This window comes from Pseudomonas sp. A-RE-22 (genome assembly GCF_019956035.1).
In the GTDB taxonomy this organism is placed as follows: domain Bacteria; phylum Pseudomonadota; class Gammaproteobacteria; order Pseudomonadales; family Pseudomonadaceae; genus Aquipseudomonas; species Aquipseudomonas brassicacearum.
Genome location: NZ_JAHBCZ010000011.1, coordinates 183165 through 203256 on the forward strand (window position 1 = coordinate 183165; position 20092 = coordinate 203256).

At 62.2% G+C, this 20092-nt stretch carries 13 protein-coding genes; 2 read left to right on the plus strand and 11 right to left on the minus strand.

All coding sequences use genetic code 11. The features are described from left to right. Window positions 1-80 precede the first annotated feature (80 nt). On the plus strand, window positions 81-1337 hold the full coding sequence (locus tag KGA89_RS07110; protein ID WP_411740619.1) for an MFS transporter: 1257 nt from the start codon (window positions 81-83) through the stop codon (window positions 1335-1337). Between the two features lie 158 nt (window positions 1338-1495). Here KGA89_RS07110 and hemE read toward each other — a convergent pair whose 3' ends face one another. The 11 genes from hemE to KGA89_RS07165 all read right to left on the minus strand — a co-directional run bounded on the left by hemE (window position 1496) and on the right by KGA89_RS07165 (window position 17325). Then, window positions 1496-2563: a uroporphyrinogen decarboxylase gene (hemE, locus tag KGA89_RS07115; RefSeq protein ID WP_223471049.1), complete on the minus strand. Its 1068-nt coding sequence runs from the start codon at window positions 2561-2563 to the stop codon at window positions 1496-1498. 264 nt (window positions 2564-2827) lie between these two features. Then, entirely contained in the window at window positions 2828-4246 is a 1419-nt protein-coding gene (locus KGA89_RS07120; RefSeq protein WP_003196992.1) for an FAD-dependent oxidoreductase, read from the minus strand. A gap of 33 nt (window positions 4247-4279) precedes the next feature. Continuing rightward, window positions 4280-8728, minus strand: a complete 4449-nt coding sequence (gene gltB / locus KGA89_RS07125) for a glutamate synthase large subunit (protein WP_223471050.1) — start codon at window positions 8726-8728, stop codon at window positions 4280-4282. 350 nt (window positions 8729-9078) lie between these two features. Beyond that, window positions 9079-10665: an AAA family ATPase gene (locus KGA89_RS07130; protein ID WP_223471051.1), complete on the minus strand. Its 1587-nt coding sequence runs from the start codon at window positions 10663-10665 to the stop codon at window positions 9079-9081. A gap of 9 nt (window positions 10666-10674) precedes the next feature. Further along, the gene (gene aroB, locus KGA89_RS07135; RefSeq protein ID WP_223471052.1) at window positions 10675-11775 is read right to left on the minus strand and encodes a 3-dehydroquinate synthase; all 1101 of its coding nucleotides are present in this window, start codon (window positions 11773-11775) and stop codon (window positions 10675-10677) included. Window positions 11776-11923: 148 nt separating this feature from the next. Beyond that, entirely contained in the window at window positions 11924-12442 is a 519-nt protein-coding gene (aroK, locus tag KGA89_RS07140; protein ID WP_003196983.1) for a shikimate kinase AroK, read from the minus strand. A 4-nt stretch (window positions 12443-12446) separates the two neighbouring features. Further along, the gene (gene pilQ / locus KGA89_RS07145) at window positions 12447-14537 is read right to left on the minus strand and encodes a type IV pilus secretin PilQ (protein WP_223471053.1); all 2091 of its coding nucleotides are present in this window, start codon (window positions 14535-14537) and stop codon (window positions 12447-12449) included. Between the two features lie 13 nt (window positions 14538-14550). Then, on the minus strand, window positions 14551-15078 hold the full coding sequence (locus tag KGA89_RS07150) for a pilus assembly protein PilP (RefSeq protein WP_003196979.1): 528 nt from the start codon (window positions 15076-15078) through the stop codon (window positions 14551-14553). After that, window positions 15075-15698: a type 4a pilus biogenesis protein PilO gene (gene pilO, locus KGA89_RS07155; RefSeq protein ID WP_003196977.1), complete on the minus strand. Its 624-nt coding sequence runs from the start codon at window positions 15696-15698 to the stop codon at window positions 15075-15077. Before pilO ends, KGA89_RS07150 begins: the two co-directional genes overlap by 4 nt. Further along, window positions 15695-16261: a PilN domain-containing protein gene (locus KGA89_RS07160; protein ID WP_003196975.1), complete on the minus strand. Its 567-nt coding sequence runs from the start codon at window positions 16259-16261 to the stop codon at window positions 15695-15697. The genes pilO and KGA89_RS07160 overlap by 4 nt, the downstream gene beginning before the upstream one ends. Beyond that, a complete protein-coding gene (locus tag KGA89_RS07165; protein WP_003196973.1) occupies window positions 16261-17325 on the minus strand; it encodes a pilus assembly protein PilM in 1065 nt (354 codons plus the stop codon). The genes KGA89_RS07160 and KGA89_RS07165 overlap by 1 nt, the downstream gene beginning before the upstream one ends. 208 nt (window positions 17326-17533) lie before the next feature. On the opposite strand from KGA89_RS07165, the gene KGA89_RS07170 reads away from it, so the two are divergent. Further along, window positions 17534-19978, plus strand: coding sequence for a penicillin-binding protein 1A (locus tag KGA89_RS07170; RefSeq protein WP_411740620.1), 2445 nt, complete (start codon window positions 17534-17536; stop codon window positions 19976-19978). Window positions 19979-20092 lie beyond the last annotated feature (114 nt).

Here is a 20092-nt window from a genome sequence, read left to right on the forward strand (position 1 = left end):
ATTAGCCGGCTATATGCTTTTTTCATTGCCTGCCAGAACGTGCCCTTGCGAGGTCCACCGTGAAAACTGCTGTCGCTCCACTGACCCATGAAATCCCGCCGCGTGTGCAGGATGATGTCGTCGCCGAACTCAAGGACATCTATATCGAGAAGGGCACGCCGATGTTCATGCGCACGGTGCTGGCGCTGTTCAGCGGTGGCTTTGCGACCTTTGCCCTGCTGTATTGCGTGCAACCGATGATGCCGCTGTTGTCCAAGGAATTTTCCATCAACGCGGCGCAGAGCAGCCTGATCCTGTCGGTGGCGACCGGCCTGCTCGCCATCGGCCTGTTGATCACCGGCCCGATTTCCGACCGCATCGGGCGCAAGCCGGTGATGGTCGCGGCGCTGTTCGCCGCCTCGGCGTGTACGATTGCCAGCGCCATGATGCCGACCTGGCAGGGTGTATTGCTGCTACGTGCCTTGGTGGGGCTGTCGTTGAGCGGGTTGGCAGCGGTCGCGATGACGTATTTGAGCGAAGAAATCCATCCCAAGCACATCGGCCTGGCGATGGGGTTGTACATCGCCGGCAACGCCATCGGCGGCATGTGCGGACGCCTGATCACCGGGGTCTTGATCGACTTTGTCAGCTGGCACACCGCGATGCTGGTGATTGGCGGCCTGGCGCTGATCGCGGCAGCGGTGTTCTGGAGAATCCTGCCTGAGTCACGCAACTTCCGTCCTCGTTCGCTGCACCCGCGCAGCCTGCTGGACGGCTTCACCATGCACTTTCGCGACGCCGGCTTGCCGCTGCTGTTTCTTGAAGCTTTCGTATTGATGGGCGCGTTCGTGACGCTGTTCAACTACATCGGCTACCGCCTGCTGGCCGAGCCTTATCACTTGGACCAGGCCTTTGTCGGGTTGCTGTCGGTGGTGTACCTGTCGGGCATCTACAGCTCGGCAAAAGTCGGTGCACTGGCGGACAGGCTCGGCCGACGCAAAATGCTCTGGGCGACCATTGCACTGATGCTGGCCGGCCTCACGCTGACCATGGCCACCCCGCTGTGGCTGGTAGTGCTGGGCATGCTGGTGTTCACCTTCGGTTTCTTCGGCGCCCACTCGGTCGCCAGCAGTTGGATCGGCCGCCGCGCCCTCAAGGCCAAGGGCCAGGCTTCGTCACTTTATCTGTTCAGCTATTACGCCGGATCCAGCGTTGCGGGTACGGCGGGCGGTGTGGCCTGGCACCTGGGCGGGTGGAACGGTGTCGGCTTGTTCATCGGTGGCTTGCTGGTGGTCGCATTGTGGGTGGCGGTGAAGCTGGCGAAATTACCGTTGCTGCCGGGGAATGTGCAGGTTTAAGCCATCACGACTTCACGACCCAACCAGGGACAGCGTGGACCCTTTGTGGCGAGGGAACTTGCTCCCGCTGGGTGGCGCAGGCGCCGGAAACATCAACGACCGGGCAATAAAAAGCCTGTCCGACACGAGGCCGGACAGGCTGGGTGACAGGGTTGCAATCAGACGTGATATTGCGCCGACAACTCATGCACCGCCCGCAGGAAGGCACCGGCGTGTTCGGGGTCGACTTCCGGGGTAATGCCATGGCCTAGGTTGAACACGTGGCCGCTGCCGCTGCCATAGCTGGCCAGGATACGCCCGACTTCAGCACGAATGGCGTCAGGCTTGGCGTAGAGCACGGTCGGGTCCATGTTGCCTTGCAGGGCGACCTTGTGACCGACGCGCTCGCGAGCGTTGCCAATGTCGCAGGTCCAATCCAGGCCCAGGGCGTCGGCGCCGACATCGGCGATGCTTTCCAGCCACAGGCCACCGTTCTTGGTGAACAGGATCACCGGGACTTTGCGCCCCTCGTGCTCGCGGATCAGGCCGCTGACGATCTTGCGCATGTAGGCCAGGGAGAATTCCTGGTACGCCGCCGCCGACAGGTTGCCGCCCCAGGTGTCGAAGATCTGTACCGCTTGCGCACCGGCCAGGATCTGGCCGTTGAGGTAGGACGTGACCGACTGGGCCAGTTTGTCCAGCAACAGGTGCATGGCCTGCGGGTTGTCGTAGAGCATTGCCTTGGTCTTGCGAAAGTCCTTCGACGAGCCGCCTTCGACCATGTAGGTGGCCAGGGTCCATGGGCTGCCAGAGAAACCGATCAGCGGCACACGACCATTGAGCTCGCGGCGAATGGTGCTGACTGCGTCCATGACGTAGCCCAGGTCTTTCTGCGGATCTGGGATCGGCAGGGCCTCGATGTCGGCCAGGGTGCTGATGACTTTCTTGAAGCGCGGGCCTTCGCCGGTCTCGAAGTACAGGCCTTGGCCCATGGCATCGGGAATAGTCAGGATGTCGGAGAACAGGATGGCCGCGTCCAGCTGCGGATACCGATCCAGCGGCTGCATCGTCACTTCGCAGGCGAACTGGGGGTTCATGCACAGGCTCATGAAGTCACCGGCCTTGGCGCGGCTGGCGCGGTACTCCGGCAGGTAGCGACCAGCCTGGCGCATCATCCACACCGGGGTGACGTCTACGGGTTGCTTGAGCAGGGCGCGAAGGAAACGGTCGTTCTTCAGGGCAGTCATGTCGGCATCCGGAAAAAAAGTGCGGGCATTTTCTCAGAGCGCGAGGCAAAAGGCACGGCAAGAGCCGTGCCTTTTATCTATCGGGGCAATTTGTCGCGGTGCAATGAAGTTCAGCAGCACCACAAAACAACTGTGGGAGCTTTTTTTGTGGGAGCAAGGCTTGCCCGCGATGAAGACACCGCGGTCTCTTGAGTACCGAGGCGCCTGGATCGCGAGCAAGCTTTGCTCCCACAAAGCTCGCCCACAGGGTTTTGTGTCGCTTGATCAGACTTGCAGGTAATCCAGGATCCCTTCCGCCGCATTGCGGCCTTCGAAGATCGCCGTCACCACCAGGTCGGAACCCCGGACCATGTCGCCACCGGCGAAGATCTTCGGGTTGCTGGTCTGGTGCTTGTACTGGCCCTGCTCTGGGGCCACGACGCGGCCCTGGCTATCGGTCTGGATGCTGAACTGCTCGAACCACGGCGCCGGGCTTGGGCGGAAGCCGAAGGCGATGACCACGGCGTCGGCCGGGATGATCTCTTCGGAACCGGGAATCGGCTCGGGGCTGCGGCGGCCACGGGCGTCCGGTTCGCCGAGACGGGTCTCGACCACCTTCACGCCTTCGACCTTGTCTTCACCGACAATGGCGATCGGTTGGCGGTTGTAGAGGAACTTCACGCCTTCTTCCTTGGCGTTCTTCACCTCTTTACGCGAACCGGGCATGTTGGCTTCGTCACGACGGTAGGCACAGGTCACCGACTTGGCGCCCTGGCGAATCGAGGTGCGGTTGCAGTCCATCGCCGTGTCGCCACCGCCGAGTACCACGACCTTCTTGCCTTTCATGTCGACGAAATCTTCCGGCGACTTTTCAAAGCCCAGGTTGCGGTTGACGTTGGCGATCAGGAAGTCGAGTGCGTCGTAGACGCCTGGCAGGTCCTCACCGGCAAAGCCGCCCTTCATGTAGGTGTAGGTGCCCATGCCCATGAATACCGCATCGTATTCTTCGAGCAGTTGCTCCATGGTCACGTCCTTGCCCACCTCGGTGTTCAGGCGGAACTCGATGCCCATGCCGGTGAAGACTTCGCGACGATTGCTCAGCACAGTCTTTTCCAGCTTGAACTCGGGAATGCCAAAGGTCAGCAGACCGCCGATTTCCGGGTTCTTGTCGAACACCACCGGGGTCACGCCACCACGCACCAGCACATCGGCACAGCCCAGGCCCGCCGGGCCGGCACCGATGATCGCCACGCGCTTGCCGGTCGGCTTGACCTTGGACATGTCCGGACGCCAGCCCATGGCAAACGCGGTGTCGGTGATGTACTTCTCCACCGAACCGATGGTCACCGCGCCAAAACCGTCGTTGAGGGTGCACGCACCTTCGCACAGACGATCCTGCGGGCACACCCGGCCGCAGACTTCCGGCAGGGTGTTGGTCTGGTGGGACAGCTCGGCGGCCTGGAGGATGTTGCCCTCGGCCACCAGTTTCAGCCAGTTGGGAATGAAGTTGTGCACTGGGCACTTCCACTCGCAATACGGGTTACCGCAGCCCAGGCAGCGGTGGGCCTGGTCGGCCGACTGCTGGGGTTTGAAAGGTTCGTAGATTTCCACGAACTCTTTCTTGCGTTGACGCAACAGTTTCTTCTTCGGATCCTTGCGCCCGACATCGATGAACTGGAAGTCGTTATTCAGACGTTCAGCCATTGTTAAAACCTCATCAAACTCTTCAGGCGCATATCACTGCGGGTTGGCACGAGTGCTGGAAAGCAACGATTTCAGGTTGGCAGCCTTGGGCTTGACCAGCCAGAAACGGCGCAAGTAGTCATCGAGGTTCTCGGCGAGTTCACGACCCCACTCGCTGTCGGTTTCCGCGACGTACTCGTTCAGCACGTTTTGCAGGTGGCTGCGATAGGCTTCCATCGCCTCGCCGCTGATCCGCTGGATTTCCACCAGTTCGTGGTTGACCCGGTCAACGAAGGTGTTGTCCTGGTCGAGCACGTAGGCGAAACCGCCGGTCATGCCAGAGCCGAAGTTATAACCGGTCTTGCCCAGCACGCAGACAAAACCACCGGTCATGTACTCGCAGCAGTGATCGCCGGTGCCTTCCACCACAGTGTGGGCCCCGGAGTTACGCACGGCAAAACGCTCGCCTGCGGTGCCGGCGGCGAACAGCTTGCCGCCCGTGGCGCCGTAGAGGCAGGTGTTGCCGATGATGGCACTGTCCTGGGTCTTGTAGACGCTGCCCTTGGGCGGAACGATGACCAGCTTGCCACCGGTCATACCCTTGCCCACGTAGTCGTTGGCATCGCCTTCCAGGTACATGTTCAGGCCACCGGCGTTCCAGACGCCGAAGCTCTGGCCTGCGGTGCCTTTGAAGCGGAAGGTGACCGGCGCCTTGGCCATGCCCTGGTTGCCGTGCTTGCGCGCGATTTCGCCGGAGATCCGTGCGCCGATGGAACGGTCGCAGTTGCAGATGTCCAGGTCGAACTCGGCACCGCTCAGGTCGTTGATCGCCGCAGCGGCCATGTCGACCATCTTCTCGGCCAGCTCCCCCTTGTCGAACGGCGGGTTGCGGTCGACCTGGCAGAACTGTGGCTTGTCTGCCGGAATGAGATCGCTGCCCAACAACGGGGTCAGGTCCAGGTGTTGCTGCTTGGCGGTCTGGCCTTCGATCACTTCCAGCAGATCGGTACGGCCGATCAGCTCTTCAAGCGAGCGCACGCCCAGCTTCGCCAACCACTCACGGGTCTCTTCGGCCACGTAGGTGAAGAAGTTCACCACCATGTCGACGGTACCGATGTAGTGGTCCTTGCGCAGCTTGTCGTTCTGGGTCGCCACGCCGGTGGCGCAGTTGTTCAGGTGGCAGATGCGCAGGTATTTGCAGCCCAGGGCGATCATCGGCGCGGTACCGAAGCCGAAGCTCTCGGCGCCGAGGATGGCGGCCTTGATCACGTCCAGGCCGGTTTTCAGGCCACCGTCGGTCTGCACCCGGACCTTGCCGCGCAAATCGTTGCCGCGCAGGGTCTGGTGGGTTTCAGCCAGGCCCAGTTCCCACGGCGCGCCAGCGTACTTGATCGAGGTCAGCGGCGATGCGCCGGTGCCGCCGTCGTAGCCGGAGATGGTGATCAGGTCGGCATAGGCCTTGGCCACGCCGGCCGCGATGGTGCCAACGCCCGCTTCCGCCACCAGTTTCACCGAGACCAGCGCCTTCGGGTTCACCTGCTTGAGGTCGAAGATCAGTTGCGACAAGTCTTCGATCGAGTAGATGTCGTGGTGCGGCGGTGGCGAGATCAGGGTCACGCCAGGTACCGCGTAGCGCAGCTTGGCGATCAGGCCGTTGACCTTGCCGCCGGGCAACTGGCCGCCTTCGCCGGGCTTGGCGCCCTGGGCAACCTTGATCTGCAGCACTTCAGCGTTGACCAGGTATTCCGGCGTCACACCGAAGCGGCCGGTTGCCACCTGCTTGATTTTCGAACTCTTGATGGTGCCGTAGCGCGCCGGGTCTTCGCCGCCTTCACCGGAGTTGGAACGCGCACCGAGGCGGTTCATGGCTTCGGCCAGGGCTTCGTGGGCTTCCGGGGACAAGGCGCCCAGGGAAATACCGGCCGAATCGAAGCGCTTGAGCACCGATTCCAGCGGCTCTATTTCACTGATGTCCAGCGGCGTGTCGAGGGTCTTGACCTTGAGCAGGTCGCGAATCATCGACACCGGACGGTTGTCCACCAGCGAGGTGTATTCCTTGAACTTGCTGTAGTCGCCCTGCTGCACGGCGGCTTGCAAGGTGCTGACCACGTCCGGGTTATAGGCGTGGTACTCGCCACCATGGACGAACTTCAACAGGCCGCCTTGCTGGATCGGCTTGCGCGGGCTCCAGGCTTCGGCCGCCAGGGCTTTCTGTTCGGCTTCGATGTCGACGAAACGCGCACCTTTGATGCGGCTCGGCACGCCACGGAAGCTCAGCTCGCAGACTTCTTCCGACAGGCCGATGGCCTCGAACAGTTGCGCGCCACGGTACGAGGCGATGGTCGAGATACCCATCTTCGACAGGATCTTGAGCAGCCCCTTGGTGATGCCCTTGCGGTAGTTCTTGAACACCTCGTAGAGGTCGCCCAGCACTTCACCGGTACGGATCAGGTCGCCCAGCACTTCATAGGCCAGGAACGGATACACCGCCGAGGCACCGAAACCGATCAGCACCGCGAAGTGATGCGGATCGCGGGCGGTGGCGGTTTCCACCAGGATGTTGGAGTCGCAGCGCAGGCCTTTTTCGGTCAGGCGATGGTGCACCGCGCCGGTGGCCAGCGAGGCATGGATCGGCAGCTTGCCCGGCGCGATGTGACGGTCGCTCAGCACGATCTGGGTACGACCGGCGCGCGCGGCTTCTTCAGCCTGATCGGCAACGTTGCGGATCGCCGCTTCCAGGCCGACGCTTTCGTCATAGTTCAGGTCGATGACCTGGCGCGCAAAACCCGGGCGGTCGAGGTTGGTCAACGAGCGCCACTTGGCCGGGGAAATGACCGGCGAGCTGAGGATCACCCGCGAGGCGTGTTCCGGCGACTCCTGGAAAATGTTGCGCTCGGCACCGAGGCAGATTTCCAGGGACATCACGATCGCTTCGCGCAGTGGGTCGATCGGTGGGTTGGTCACCTGGGCGAACTGCTGGCGGAAATAGTCGTACGGCGTACGCACGCGCTGCGACAGCACGGCCATCGGCGTGTCATCACCCATGGAGCCGACCGCTTCGTAACCCTGCTCGCCGAGCGGACGCAGCACCTGGTCACGCTCTTCGAACGTCACCTGGTACATCTTCATGTACTGCTTGAGCTGGTCGACGTCGTAGAAAGCCGAGCCGTGGTCGTTGTCTTCCATGGTCGCCTGGATGCGCAGGGCATTCTTGCGCAGCCATTGTTTGTACGGATGACGGGACTTGAGGCGGTTGTCGATGGCGTCGGTGTCGAGGATCTGGCCGGTCTCGGTGTCCACGGCAAAGATCTGGCCCGGGCCTACGCGGCCCTTGGCGACGACGTCTTCAGGCTGATAGTTCCAGACGCCGATTTCCGACGCCAGGGTGATGAACCCGTTGGTGGTGGTGACCCAACGCGCCGGACGCAGGCCGTTACGGTCCAGCAGGCACACAGCGTAGCGACCGTCGGTCATGACGATACCGGCCGGGCCATCCCACGGTTCCATGTGCATGGAGTTGTATTCGTAGAAGGCGCGCAGGTCCGGGTCCATGGTCTCGACGTTCTGCCATGCTGGCGGCACGAGCATGCGCACGCCACGGAACAGGTCGATACCACCGGTCACCATCAGTTCCAGCATGTTGTCCATGCTCGAGGAGTCCGAGCCCACGCGGTTGACCAGCGGGCCGAGTTCTTCAAGGTCGGGCATCAGGTCGTTGGCGAACTTGGTGCGACGGGCCACGGCCCAGTTGCGGTTGCCGGTGATGGTGTTGATCTCGCCGTTGTGGGCGAGGAAGCGGAATGGCTGGGCCAGCGGCCATTTCGGCAGGGTGTTGGTGGAGAAGCGCTGGTGGAACACGCAGATCGCGGTTTTCAGGCGCTCGTCGCTCAGGTCCGGATAGAAGGCGGTGAGGTCCGCCGGCATCATCAGGCCTTTGTAGATAATGGTCTTGTGGGAAAAGCTGCAGATGTAGTGATCGGTGTCGGCGGCATTGGCCACGGACGAACGACGACGGGAACTGAACAGCTTGATCGACATGTCCTGGTCGCTCAGGCCTTCGCCGGCGATGAACACCTGTTCGATCTGCGGCAGGCGCTCGAGCGCCAGACGGCCGAGGACACTGGTGTCGATCGGCACTTTGCGCCAGCCTACCAGTTGCAGGCCGGCGGCCAGGATCTCGCGATTCATGTTCTCGCGAGCCGCCTGGGCCTTCACCGGATCCTGGTTGAAGAACACCATGCCCACGGCGTACTGCTTGGGCAGGGTCACGCCAAACGTTTCCTGGGCAATGGCACGCAGGAACTCGTCGGGTTTTTGAATCAGCAAGCCACAACCGTCGCCGGTCTTGCCGTCGGCGTTGATCCCACCACGGTGGGTCATGCAGGTCAGGGCCTCAATGGCCGTTTGCAAAAGGGTGTGGCTGGGCTCGCCCTGCATATGAGCTATCAGGCCGAAACCGCAGTTATCCTTGAATTCATCTGGTTGGTACAGACCTGCTTTCATAGACACTTTCTCACCAGGCTGCCTCTAATCGAGGCAAATTTCTTTTCAATTCAACCAGTTGCATGCCGCGCCGAACGTACGCCAGCTTTGCGGGGGCAAAAGGGAGGTCATTGTACACACCGACACAGAGGCTCACAAATTTGACGACGAACTGTCGCAAATCCATGTCGCATTTGTGAAAGGTTTAAAGCTATATGCTGTGCTAGTCAAAACTTTTTTGGGTTCGACCGCTACGACTCAAACACTACTGTGACGCAGACACCACAAGGCGCGCGGCCTGAAAGGTCGCCCGCCCCTGCGGAAATTTTGAGGTTGCCGGGAGAGGCGGCCTGGGTAAGGCCGCCGAATCTTCAGCGAGTTGCTGCCAGTTCCTGTTGGACGCTGGCGACAGTGCGAGGCCAAGGTTTACCAGCCTGAACCTTCGCTGGCAAGGCCTTGATGGCGGAAACGGCTGCATCACGGTTGGCAAAGCTGCCATAGGTGATGACATACAGCGGCTTGCCATTGAGGACTTTCTTGAAATAGCGGTACTCGCCGCCCTGCTCCTTGACGAAGTTCTGTGCCGCGGCTTCGGAACTGGTGCCGAGGATCTGCACTACGTAGTTGCCCGGTGCCTGGCCAGCGTACCAGCTACCGCCCGTGGCCTTGGCCGGAGCAGCAGGCTTGGCTGCGGGTGCGGGTGCGGGTGCTGGCGCCGCCGGCTTGGCAGGCGTTGGAACCGGGGCAGGCTTGGCGGTGGCCACCTGGGTGGGCGCCGGAGTCGGCTTGGCGGCCGGGGCAGGCGTCGGGGCAGGACCGGCGGGCACGCCCACAGGCGGTGCGGTGGTGGTCACGGTCGGCGGCACGTCGCTGCTGTCGTCGACCGGTGGCGCTGCGCCGTCGTCGCCTTCGGTGACGCCACCGGCCGCTTCAGCCAGCGGACCGCGCATGACCGGTTGCGACTGGCCGACCAGCGGCAGTGGCATCGGCTGAGTGTTGCCGGCGAATTCCACTGCCGGCGCACCACCGTTGGGTTGCGGCGTCCCCTGGCCGAGAGGCAGTTGAGCCTGTTCGTTGGCAGGGGCACCCGTGGTGGGTGCCTTGGTGCGACCCGGCATCAGCCAGGCGGCGGCAACCGCGACCACGACGACGGCGGAAATTGCCAATACGTGTTTCTTCGGCATGTTGAACCCCATACTTGGACGCTTCACCGCTGAGCGGCTGGCAATCATGACTTCGATCAGAGCATCGCGGGCGACCTGGTTGATGTTGCCAGGCCAACCGTCGGCGCTTTCGTGAATCTCAGAGATCTGATCGGCGGTAAAAAGTTCGATACCCCGGCCCGCACCCTCAAGACGCTGGGCCAGGTATTCACGCGTTTCTTCCTCGGTGTAGGGCGCCAGCTCGATGACGTGGAAGCGCTCTTCCTCAAGATTCAATTGGTCCAGATCAGCGATCAGCGACGACTCGCCGAACAGGAACACATGAGGGCGACCCTCCGGCGCACCGGCCGCCAAGGCCAGCAGGGCCTCGAGGGCCGACTCGTCGAGTTGCTCGGCATCGTCCACCAGCAGATAGACTTCCTGCCCGGTCAGCGCCAGTTGCACGATCTGATCGAGAATTGCACCGACTTCGGCCTGCGCGACGTTCAGCGCCTGGGCCACCTGACGCAATATACCGGCTGCATCGCCGGCGCCACGGGCCGATACCACCACGCTTTGCACGGACTGTTTGTTGGTGCTGGCCACCAGCGCCTGGCGCAGCAAGGTCTTGCCGCTGCCCTGGGGACCGGTGACCACCAGCAGCAACTGGCTGTAGCGCGCCAGGTGATGCAACTGGCCCAGTACCGGCTTGCGCTGTGCAGGAAAGAACTTGAAGCCCGGGACCCGCGGTGCAAAAGGGTCATGACTCAATTGGAAATGGCCGAGGAAAGCCTCGTCGGCATGCAAACTAGTCATCGGATCTTATTAACCTTTAAGCTGAGCCAGGGCGCGGTAGTCCGCTCCCAGCGTGGCCTGTAGAACTTCTTTCGGATAATCGTCGGTCACCACCGCTTCGCCCATGTGGCGCAGCAGCACCAGACGCAGACGACCGTCGATCACTTTTTTGTCGATTGCCATGTGTTCAAGAAAATCCGCCTCGCTCATTTCCTCGGGCGGAACCACCGGCAACCCGGCGCGCTGGAACAGACGAATACCGCGATCACGCTCCTGTTCGTTGATCCAGCCCAAGCGCGCAGACATCTCCAGGGCCATGACCGTACCGGCCGCAACCGCTTCACCGTGCAGCCAGACACCATAGCCCATGTGGGTTTCGATGGCATGGCCGAAGGTGTGCCCCAAATTGAGGGTGGCGCGCACCCCCGACTCACGCTCATCGGCCCCCACCACGGCAGCCTTGGCGGCGCAGGAGCGTTCGATGGCGTAGGTCAGGGCCACTTGATCCAGTGCCCGCAGGCGGTCGACGTTCTCCTCGAGCCAGCCCAGGAACGGCTCGTCGCAGATCAGCCCGTACTTGATGACTTCCGCCAGGCCCGCAGACAGTTCGCGGGCCGGCAAGGTATTGAGGGTGGCGGTGTCGATCAGCACTACGTTGGGCTGATAGAAAGCACCGACCATGTTCTTGCCCAGCGGATGGTTGATCCCGGTCTTGCCGCCCACCGACGAGTCGACCTGCGACAGCAGCGTGGTGGGGATCTGGATGAAATCGACGCCGCGCTGATAGCAGGCGGCTGCAAAACCGGCCATGTCGCCGATCACACCGCCACCCAAGGCAACCACCGTGGTGCGGCGATCGTGGCGCGCAGTCAGCAGACCATCGAAAATAAGTTGCAGGGTTTCCCAGTTCTTGAAGGCTTCGCCGTCGGGCAATACCACGGAAATGACCGAGAAGGCCGACAGGCTGCGGGTCAGACGTTCCAGATACAGGGGCGCGACGGTTTCATTGGAAATGATCGCCACCTGCCGCCCGGCGATATGCGGCGCCAGCAGTTCGGGCTGGTCCAGCAAGCCTTCGCCAATATGAATCGGGTAGCTGCGCTCGCCCAGGTCGACCTTAAGTGTCTGCATGTGTCCCCACAGTGAAGATGGAATCAGGCGTCCTGCCTGCAATTAACGAAAGTCCACGGTGCTTGTTCTGACGCCAGTTAATGGCCATCCGCCACGCCCCAGGCGGGCCATGACGGGACGTCGAGAATAGCGCATTTCGCCAGGCGCATTAACGGGGAGGCAGTTGCTGAAGGCGATCGAGAATGTCCAGCACCACCATCCGCGGCGGCCGCTCGTCGGTTTCCACCACCAGGTCGGCGATCTCCCGATACAGCGGATCACGCAGCTCCAGGAGGTCGCGCAGGGTCTTGGCCGGGTCGGCGGTGCGCAACAACGGGCGGTTGCGATCCCGAGCGGTGCGACCCACCTGCTGCTCGACAGAAGCATGCAGATAGACCACTCGTCCGCCGGCATGCAGCGCCCGACGATTGGCTTCGCGCATCACCGCGCCGCCACCGGTGGCGAGCACCACGCCATCGAACGCGCACAGCTCGGCGATCATCGCCTGCTCACGGTCACGAAAGCCCGGTTCGCCTTCCTTGTCGAAAATCCATGGGATATTGGCACCCGTGCGCAATTCAATTTCCTTGTCGGAATCTTTGAACGGCAGGCGCAGCTCTTTGGCCAGCAAACGGCCGATGGTGCTTTTTCCAGCGCCCATCGGCCCAACAAGAATCAAATTTCGCACAGAATCAACGACTCACAGCAATCGCCTGGTTATTCATGATACGCGGAGTGAGGAACACCAGCAGCTCGGATTTTTTCTCCGAAACCACATCACGCCGGAAAAGGCGGCCAAGATACGGCACATCGCCAAGAAATGGCACCTTATCTACAACCTTGCTCTGAGTATTTGAGAAAACCCCGCCAATCACAATGGTCTCGCCGTCATTGACCAGGACCTTGGCGTTGACCTCGTTTTTCTTGATCGGCGGCACATCCTGCACCTTGTTCAGGTAGTCCGGTTCATCCTTGGTGACCTTGACCTCCATGATGATGCGGTTGTCCGGGGTGATCTGCGGGGTCACCTCCAGCGACAGCGAAGCCTCCTTGAACGACACCGACGTAGCGCCACTGGAGCTGGCTTCCTGATAAGGAATTTCCGTGCCCTTGAGGATCTTTGCCGTCTCCTTGTCGGACGTCACCACCTTGGGCTGGGAGACGATCTCCCCGTTGCCGGTTTTCTCCATGGCCGTCAGCTCAAGGTCCAGCAATACGTTGTCGGTGATGAACGCGATGCCGATGCCCGAGGTGTTGCCCGAGGTGCCCAGGTCGACGAACGGTTGGTTGGTGCTGGTGCTGCCCGGGGTGCCAATGGTGGTGGAAGTGCCGTTGGTGACCCCGGAGGAGTTCCAGTTGCCCTGGTTCTGTACCGAACCGCCCCAGCGCACGCCCAGGCTTTTGTCGTAGTCGACGTTAGCTTCGACAATTCGCGCTTCGATCATCACCTGGCGCACCGGAATATCCAGTTGCGCCACGATCCGGCGCAGTTCGTCGAGGCGGTCCTGGGTCTGGTAGGCAATGATGTTGTTGGTTCGCTCATCGACCGTGATCGTGCCGCGCTCATCGGCCTTGGCCTCGGCACTGGTCACCGACTGGAACAGCTTGGCGATGTCCGTCGCCTTCGCATAGTTGACCTGCAACAGCTCACGCCGCAGCGGCGCCAGGTCGGCAATCTGCTTCTGCGACTCCAGTTCCTGGCGCTCACGAGCGGCAATTTCATCGGCCGGAGCCACCAACAGCACGTTGCCGACCTTGCGCTTGTCCAACCCCTTGGTCTTGAGCACCAGGTCGAGCGCCTGGTCCCAGGGCACATTCTGCAACCGCAGGGTGATGCCACCCTGCACCGTGTCGCTGGCCACGAGGTTCAGGTTGGTAAAATCGGCAATCAGTTGCAGGACCGAACGCACCTCGATGTCCTGGAAGTTGAGCGAGAGCTTCTCGCCACTGTAGGCCGCGCGGTCGGCGTTGCGTTTTTGCAGGTCGTCGACGGTCATGGGCCGGACGCTGACGGTGAGCTTGTTGTCGGTCTGGTAGGTCGAGTAGTCGAAGGTGCCGCTGGGTTCGATGCTGATGGTCGCCCGGTCGCTGCCGGCGCTGGCATTGACGAATTGCACCGGGGTGGCGAAGTCCTTGACGTCCAGGCGCACCCGCAGCGGCTCGGGCAACTGGGTCCTGGCGAAATTGAGGATGATCTTGCCTTCGCGCTCCTGGATGTCCGGGGCAATGGACGGATCAGACAGGTCGATCACCACGTTGCCTTCGCCCTGGGTCCCGCGCTGGAAGTCCACCCCACGGATCGCCTTGCCCACCGGCGCACTGGCCCTCGCAGGCGCAGCGCTGGCAACCGCCGGGCGCGGGGCCTGGGTGGTGGAGTTCTTCGGGGCAGTGCTCTTCAGGGCGGCGCCCTTGCCAACCACCACGAACAGGTTGTTACCTTCGATCCGGGTGTCATACGGCGCCAGCTGGGTAAGGCCGATGATCAACCGAGTACGATCCCCAGCCTCGACCACAGTGGCGCTGCGTGCATTGCCCCCGCCCAGGTCGCGGCGCTTGCTGGAAAGTTGATTGGTCACGCCCGGCAGGTCCAGCGCAATCCGCGCCGGTTGTTCGGTGGTGTAGCCCCGGGGTGACGGCGGCGGCCCGTCGAAGGAGAGCTTCAACTCGACACGGTCCCCCGGTAACGCCGCCACATCCAACGTCTTCAGGCTGGCCCCGAGAACCATCGGCGACAACAGCGCTATCCATAGCGAAATACCGAGGGCTGAAAAAAACCTGTTCATTGTTCGAGTTCCACTATGAATGCTCTTTCAAAGGAATGGTCCGTGGTCGCTCCAGCCAGGCACCCTCGCCATCGGGAACGATTTCGACCACATCGACCTGGGTGGCACTGATGTTGACGATCCGCCCGTCGTTGCGTCCCAGATAGTCACCGACCTTGAGCCGGTGCACCCCGCCCGCGCCCCGCAGGAGCGCGAAGGAGCCACTGACGTTGGAGATCGTACCGACCATTTCAAACTGCTCGATGTTGAAGCCTTCCAGATACTGTTTGACCCGGTTCGGGTCGGGCCGGACGTTGCGCGAGCCCCGCTGCCGTTCGGCCTGGTCCACCCGGACCTGTCGGGAAAACGGGCTGCGCAGGTTGGCGGCACTGTAGGTAAAGGTTTCGTAGGGTCTGAACGTCGGCGTCGGCTCGATCTTGCCGGGTGGCCGCAGGCGCACTTCGTTCATGTAGGCGTCCAAATCACTGAAACCGTTGTCGTTACCGCAGCCCGCCAGCGCGACCAGGCCTGCCAGCAGGCAGATGCGACACACCGGCCTCATGGTTGCGCCTCCTGCTCGTTGTACCGGTAGGTCTTGGCCTGGATGCTCATGCGCAGCTTCGCGCCGGCCTCGGGCTCCATCGGCGCGATCTCGAAGTCGTGCAGCGTGACAATCCGCGGCAGCCCCGCCACCCCACTGACGAACGTCGCCAGGTCGTGGTAGCCGCCGGTCACGGTGATCTGGATCGGCAACTCGATGTAGAACGGCTGGGTGACCTCCGGCAGCAGCTTGATTTCCTCGAACTCCAGGCCGCTGCCCAGGCCGGTGCGAGTAATGTCCTCCAGCAGGCCCGGCACTTCGGTATCGCTGGGCAATTGCCGCAACAGCACACCAAAAGACGTTTCCATCTGCTTCATCTGCTCGGTGTAGCGCTCCAGGTTCGCGGCCATGTGGGCCTTGCCCGCGAATTGCGCCTTGAGGGTGTTTTCTTCCTCGCGCACCTGCTGCAACTGGTTCTCCAGGTCACTCAAGGCAAAGTTATAGCCCAGCCCCAGCACCAGGACCACCAGCAGGACACCCGCCAGCCATTTGATCGGCGCGGGCCAGGAACCGATGTTGTTGGTGTCCAGGTCACTGAGATCGATCTTGCGCAGTGCGTCGAACCACTCCCCCGGTTTCATTGGGCGTCCTCCGCATCGGCCGGGCGAGTCTGGCGAACCGTCAGCTGGAAGACATTGGCCTGGTCGAGCTGCCCAGCGGTGGTGGCCTTGACCTCCGTCAGGCTGGGCGTGTCGAACAGGTCCGACGAGTCCAGGTTGCGCATCAGGTCCGAGACCCGGTTGTTCGATTCCGCGGCCCCCTTGATCGAGAGCGTCCGGTCTTCCATCTTCACTTCGGTGAAATACACCCCGTCCGGCAAGGTCCGCACCAATTGGTCGAAGATGCGCCCACTGACCGGCCGGTTACCTTGCAAGTCCTGGATGATGCGCATGCGCTCCAACAATTGCTGGCGACGAGCCTTCAATTCGCTGATCTGCTTGATGCGCTCGTCCAGCACGGCGATCTGCTCGGAAAGATGGCTATTGCGAGCGACCTGGCGGTCGATGGCGCTGTCAATGTAGCGGACCGCGACCAGGACCACGCCGACCGCGCCGATCAGCGCCCCCACCAAGGCCAGCAAAAAGCGTTTACGCCGTTCTTCACGCAGCTCTTCGCGCCAGGGAAGCAGGTTGATCCGTGCCATCAGTCAAAACTCCTGAGGGCCAGCCCACAGGCAATCATCAGTGCCGGCGCATCACCGGCCAGGGCGCCGGCATTGACCTTGCTGCTCAGGGCCATGTTGGTAAACGGGTTGGCCACCTGGGTCGGCGTGCCCAGGCGCTGCTCGATCAGCCGATCCAGGCCGGCGACCGAAGCCGTGCCCCCGGCCAGCAAAATGTGGTCCACCGCACTGTACTGGCCCGAGGCGAAGAAGAACTGCAAGGACCGCGAGACCTGCTGTACCAGAGCCTCGCGAAAAGGTTGCAGCACTTCGCTGAGATAGTCGTCCGGCAGGCCACCCTGCTTCTTTGCCTGGCCAGCCTGCTCGGGTGTCAGGCCATAGCGGCGCTGGATCTCCTCGGTCAGTTGGCGGCCGCCGAACAATTGTTCGCGGGTATAGATGATGCGCCCGTTGTGCAGCACGCTGAGGGTGGTCATGGTGGCGCCGATATCGACGACCGCCACAGTCAGCCGTTCCTGGGAGGCAGCCAGTTGCGTGGCGAGCAGGCCAAAAGCACGCTCCAGCGCATAAGCCTCCACATCGACCACCCGGGCCGTCAGCCCGGCGAGCGCCAATGCGGCCTCGCGGACCTCGACGTTTTCCTTGCGGCACGCCGCCAGCAGCACTTCGACGCGCTCGGCACTGCGTGGCGAAACACCCATCACTTCGAAATCGATGGCCACCTCATCCAGGGGATAGGGGATGTATTGATCGGCCTCGATCTTGAGCTGGTTTTCCATGTCATCGTCGGACAGGCCGGCGTCCATCTCGATGGTCTTGGTGATCACCGCTGAACCCGCCACCGCCACCGCCACGCTACGCAAGGGCGTCTTGGCCTTGGCCAACAGGCGCGACAACGCCTGCCCCACCCCTTCGAGCTCGGCGATGTTCTTCTCGACCACAGCGTTGGCTGGCAACGGTTCGACCGCGTAGGACTCGACGCGGTATCGATCGCCCTGGCGGCTCAACTCCAGCAGCTTCACCGACGTCGAACTGATGTCGATCCCCAGAAGCGCATGGGCTTTTTTATTGAAGAGTCGTAGCACTACCAATTCCCTATGACTATCCGTGAGTTACGGACTCTCTAATATGCATTGCGTTCAATCACACCGGTCCGACGGACGTCCGGATGGCATTCCCGACGAAAAAAAATGCTTATAATGCCCAGCGTTTTTTTTCGCTTTGTTGCAAGCACGGGTCCATCCCTGCACCTGGCGCCTTTTTCATTCTTTGCCTGGATATCCAAAAGCCTTGATTCGTCTGCTGAAATTTTTCGGATGGTCCATCGTCGCCGTTTTCTGCGGACTGCTCTTGGGCCTGAGCGGTGCCTTTCTTTACCTTAGTCCGGGATTGCCGTCCGTGGAGGCGCTGAGAAGTATTCAGTTGCAGATTCCTTTGCGGGTATACAGCAGCGACAACAAGTTGATTGCCGAATTTGGCGAAATGCGCCGCACGCCGATCCGTTTCGCCGACATTCCCCCCAATTTCATCAATGCGTTACTAAGTGCTGAAGACGATAACTTCGCCAATCACTACGGCGTCGACCCGGGCAGCCTGATGCGCGCCGCCAGCCAACTGGTCAAGAGCGGGCACATCCAGTCCGGCGGCAGCACCATCACCATGCAGGTGGCCAAGAACTTCTTCCTGACCAGCGAGCGCAGCTTCTCGCGCAAGACCACCGAGATCCTCCTGGCCCTGCAAATCGAGCGGCAGCTGACCAAGGATGAAATCCTCGAGCTGTACGTGAACAAGATTTACCTGGGCAACCGCGCCTACGGCATCGAGGCGGCGGCGCAGGTGTATTACGGCAAGTCGATCCGCGACGTGAGCCTGGCGCAGATGGCGATGATCGCCGGCCTGCCCAAGGCACCCTCGCGCTTCAACCCGCTGGCCAACCCGGCACGCAGCAAGGAACGTCGCGACTGGATCCTGGGGCGCATGTACAAGCTCGGCAAGATCAGCGAGGCCGACTACACCGCCGCGATCAATGAACCGCTGAACGCCAGCTATCACGTACCAACCCCGGAAGTGAACGCCCCGTATATCGCCGAGATGGCCCGTGCCGAGATGGTCGGGCGCTATGGCAGCGACGCTTACACCGAAGGTTTCCGCGTGACCACCACGGTGCCGAGCAACTTGCAGGAAATGGCCAACACCGCGCTGCACGAGGGCCTGATGACCTACGACCAGCGCCACGGCTACCGTGGCCCTGAATCACGCCTGCCGGGCAAGACCAAGGAAGCCTGGGCCCTGGAGCTGACCAAGCAGCGCACCATCAGCAGCCTGGAGCCGGCGATTGTCACGTCGGTGGACAAGGACGGCATCAAGGTGCTGACCCGTAACGGCGAGCTGGAGGAACACGTGGCCTGGGACACCATGAAGTGGGCCCGGCCGTTCCTCAATACCAACAGCATGGGCGCCAACCCACGGCAACCGTCCGACGTTGCCCAGGTCGGTGACTTGATCCGTGTCCAGCGCCAGGCGGACAACAGCCTCAAGTTCAGCCAGATCCCAGCCGCCCAGGGCGCCCTGGTGTCCCTCGACCCGCAGGACGGTGCCATCCGTTCGTTGGTGGGTGGCTTCGCCTTCGAGCAAAGCAATTACAACCGCGCGTTGCAGGCCAAGCGCCAACCGGGCTCGAGCTTCAAGCCGTTCGTCTACAGCGCCGCCCTGGATAACGGCTACACCGCCGCCAGCCTGGTGAACGACGCACCGATCGTGTTCGTCGATGAATACCTGGACAAGGTCTGGCGACCGAAGAACGACACCAATACGTTCCTCGGCCCGATTCGCTTGCGTGAGGCGCTGTACAAATCCCGCAACCTGGTCTCGATCCGCCTGCTGCAGGCATTGGGCGTGGACCGCACCATCGACTACATCAGCAAGTTCGGCTTCAACAAGCAGGACCTGCCGCGCAACCTGTCCCTGGCCCTGGGCACCGCGACCTTGACGCCGATGGAGATCGCCACCGGCTGGAGTACGTTCGCCAACGGCGGGTACAAGATCACCCCGTACATCATCGACAAGATCGAAAGCCGCAACGGCGAGACGCTGTTCGTCGCCAACCCGCCACGCGTCCCCACGGGTGAGCAGGCCAGCGATGGCGTCGCCGCACCATCCACTGAGACGTTTACGGTCAATGCGACACCGGGCGAAGCCACCACGGCCCCGGGCCTGCCCCAGGCGCCCGCCATCGCGGAACGCATTGTCGATGGCCGCACCACTTACATCCTCAACAGCATGCTGCAGGACGTGATCAAGCTCGGCACCGGCCGTCGCGCCCTGGCCCTGGGCCGCACGGACCTGGCGGGCAAGACCGGTACCACCAACGAATCCAAGGACGCCTGGTTCTCCGGCTACAACGCCGACTACGTGACCACCGTCTGGACCGGTTTCGACCAACCCGAAAGCCTGGGTCGCCGCGAGTTCGGCGGCACCGTGGCGTTGCCGATCTGGATGAGCTACATGGGCGCCGCCCTCAAGGACAAACCGCCTCACACCCAGCCGGAACCGGAAGGCATCCTCAGCCTGCGGGTCGACCCGGTCAGTGGCCGCGCCGCTACACCGGGCACCCCGGGTGCGTATTTCGAACTGTTCAAGAGCGAAGACACGCCACCGTCGGCCAACGAGCTGGGCAACGGCGTCGCACCGGGTAGCCCGCTGCCGGCGGACGAGGCGGCGCCGATCGATCTGTTCTGACCGGGCACCACCTCAAAAGCCCCGCCTTCGGAAGAAGTGCGGGGCTTTTTTTGTGTTGATCGTTCCCACGCTCCGCGTGGGAATGCCTCTACGGACGCTCCGCGTTCGGCTCTT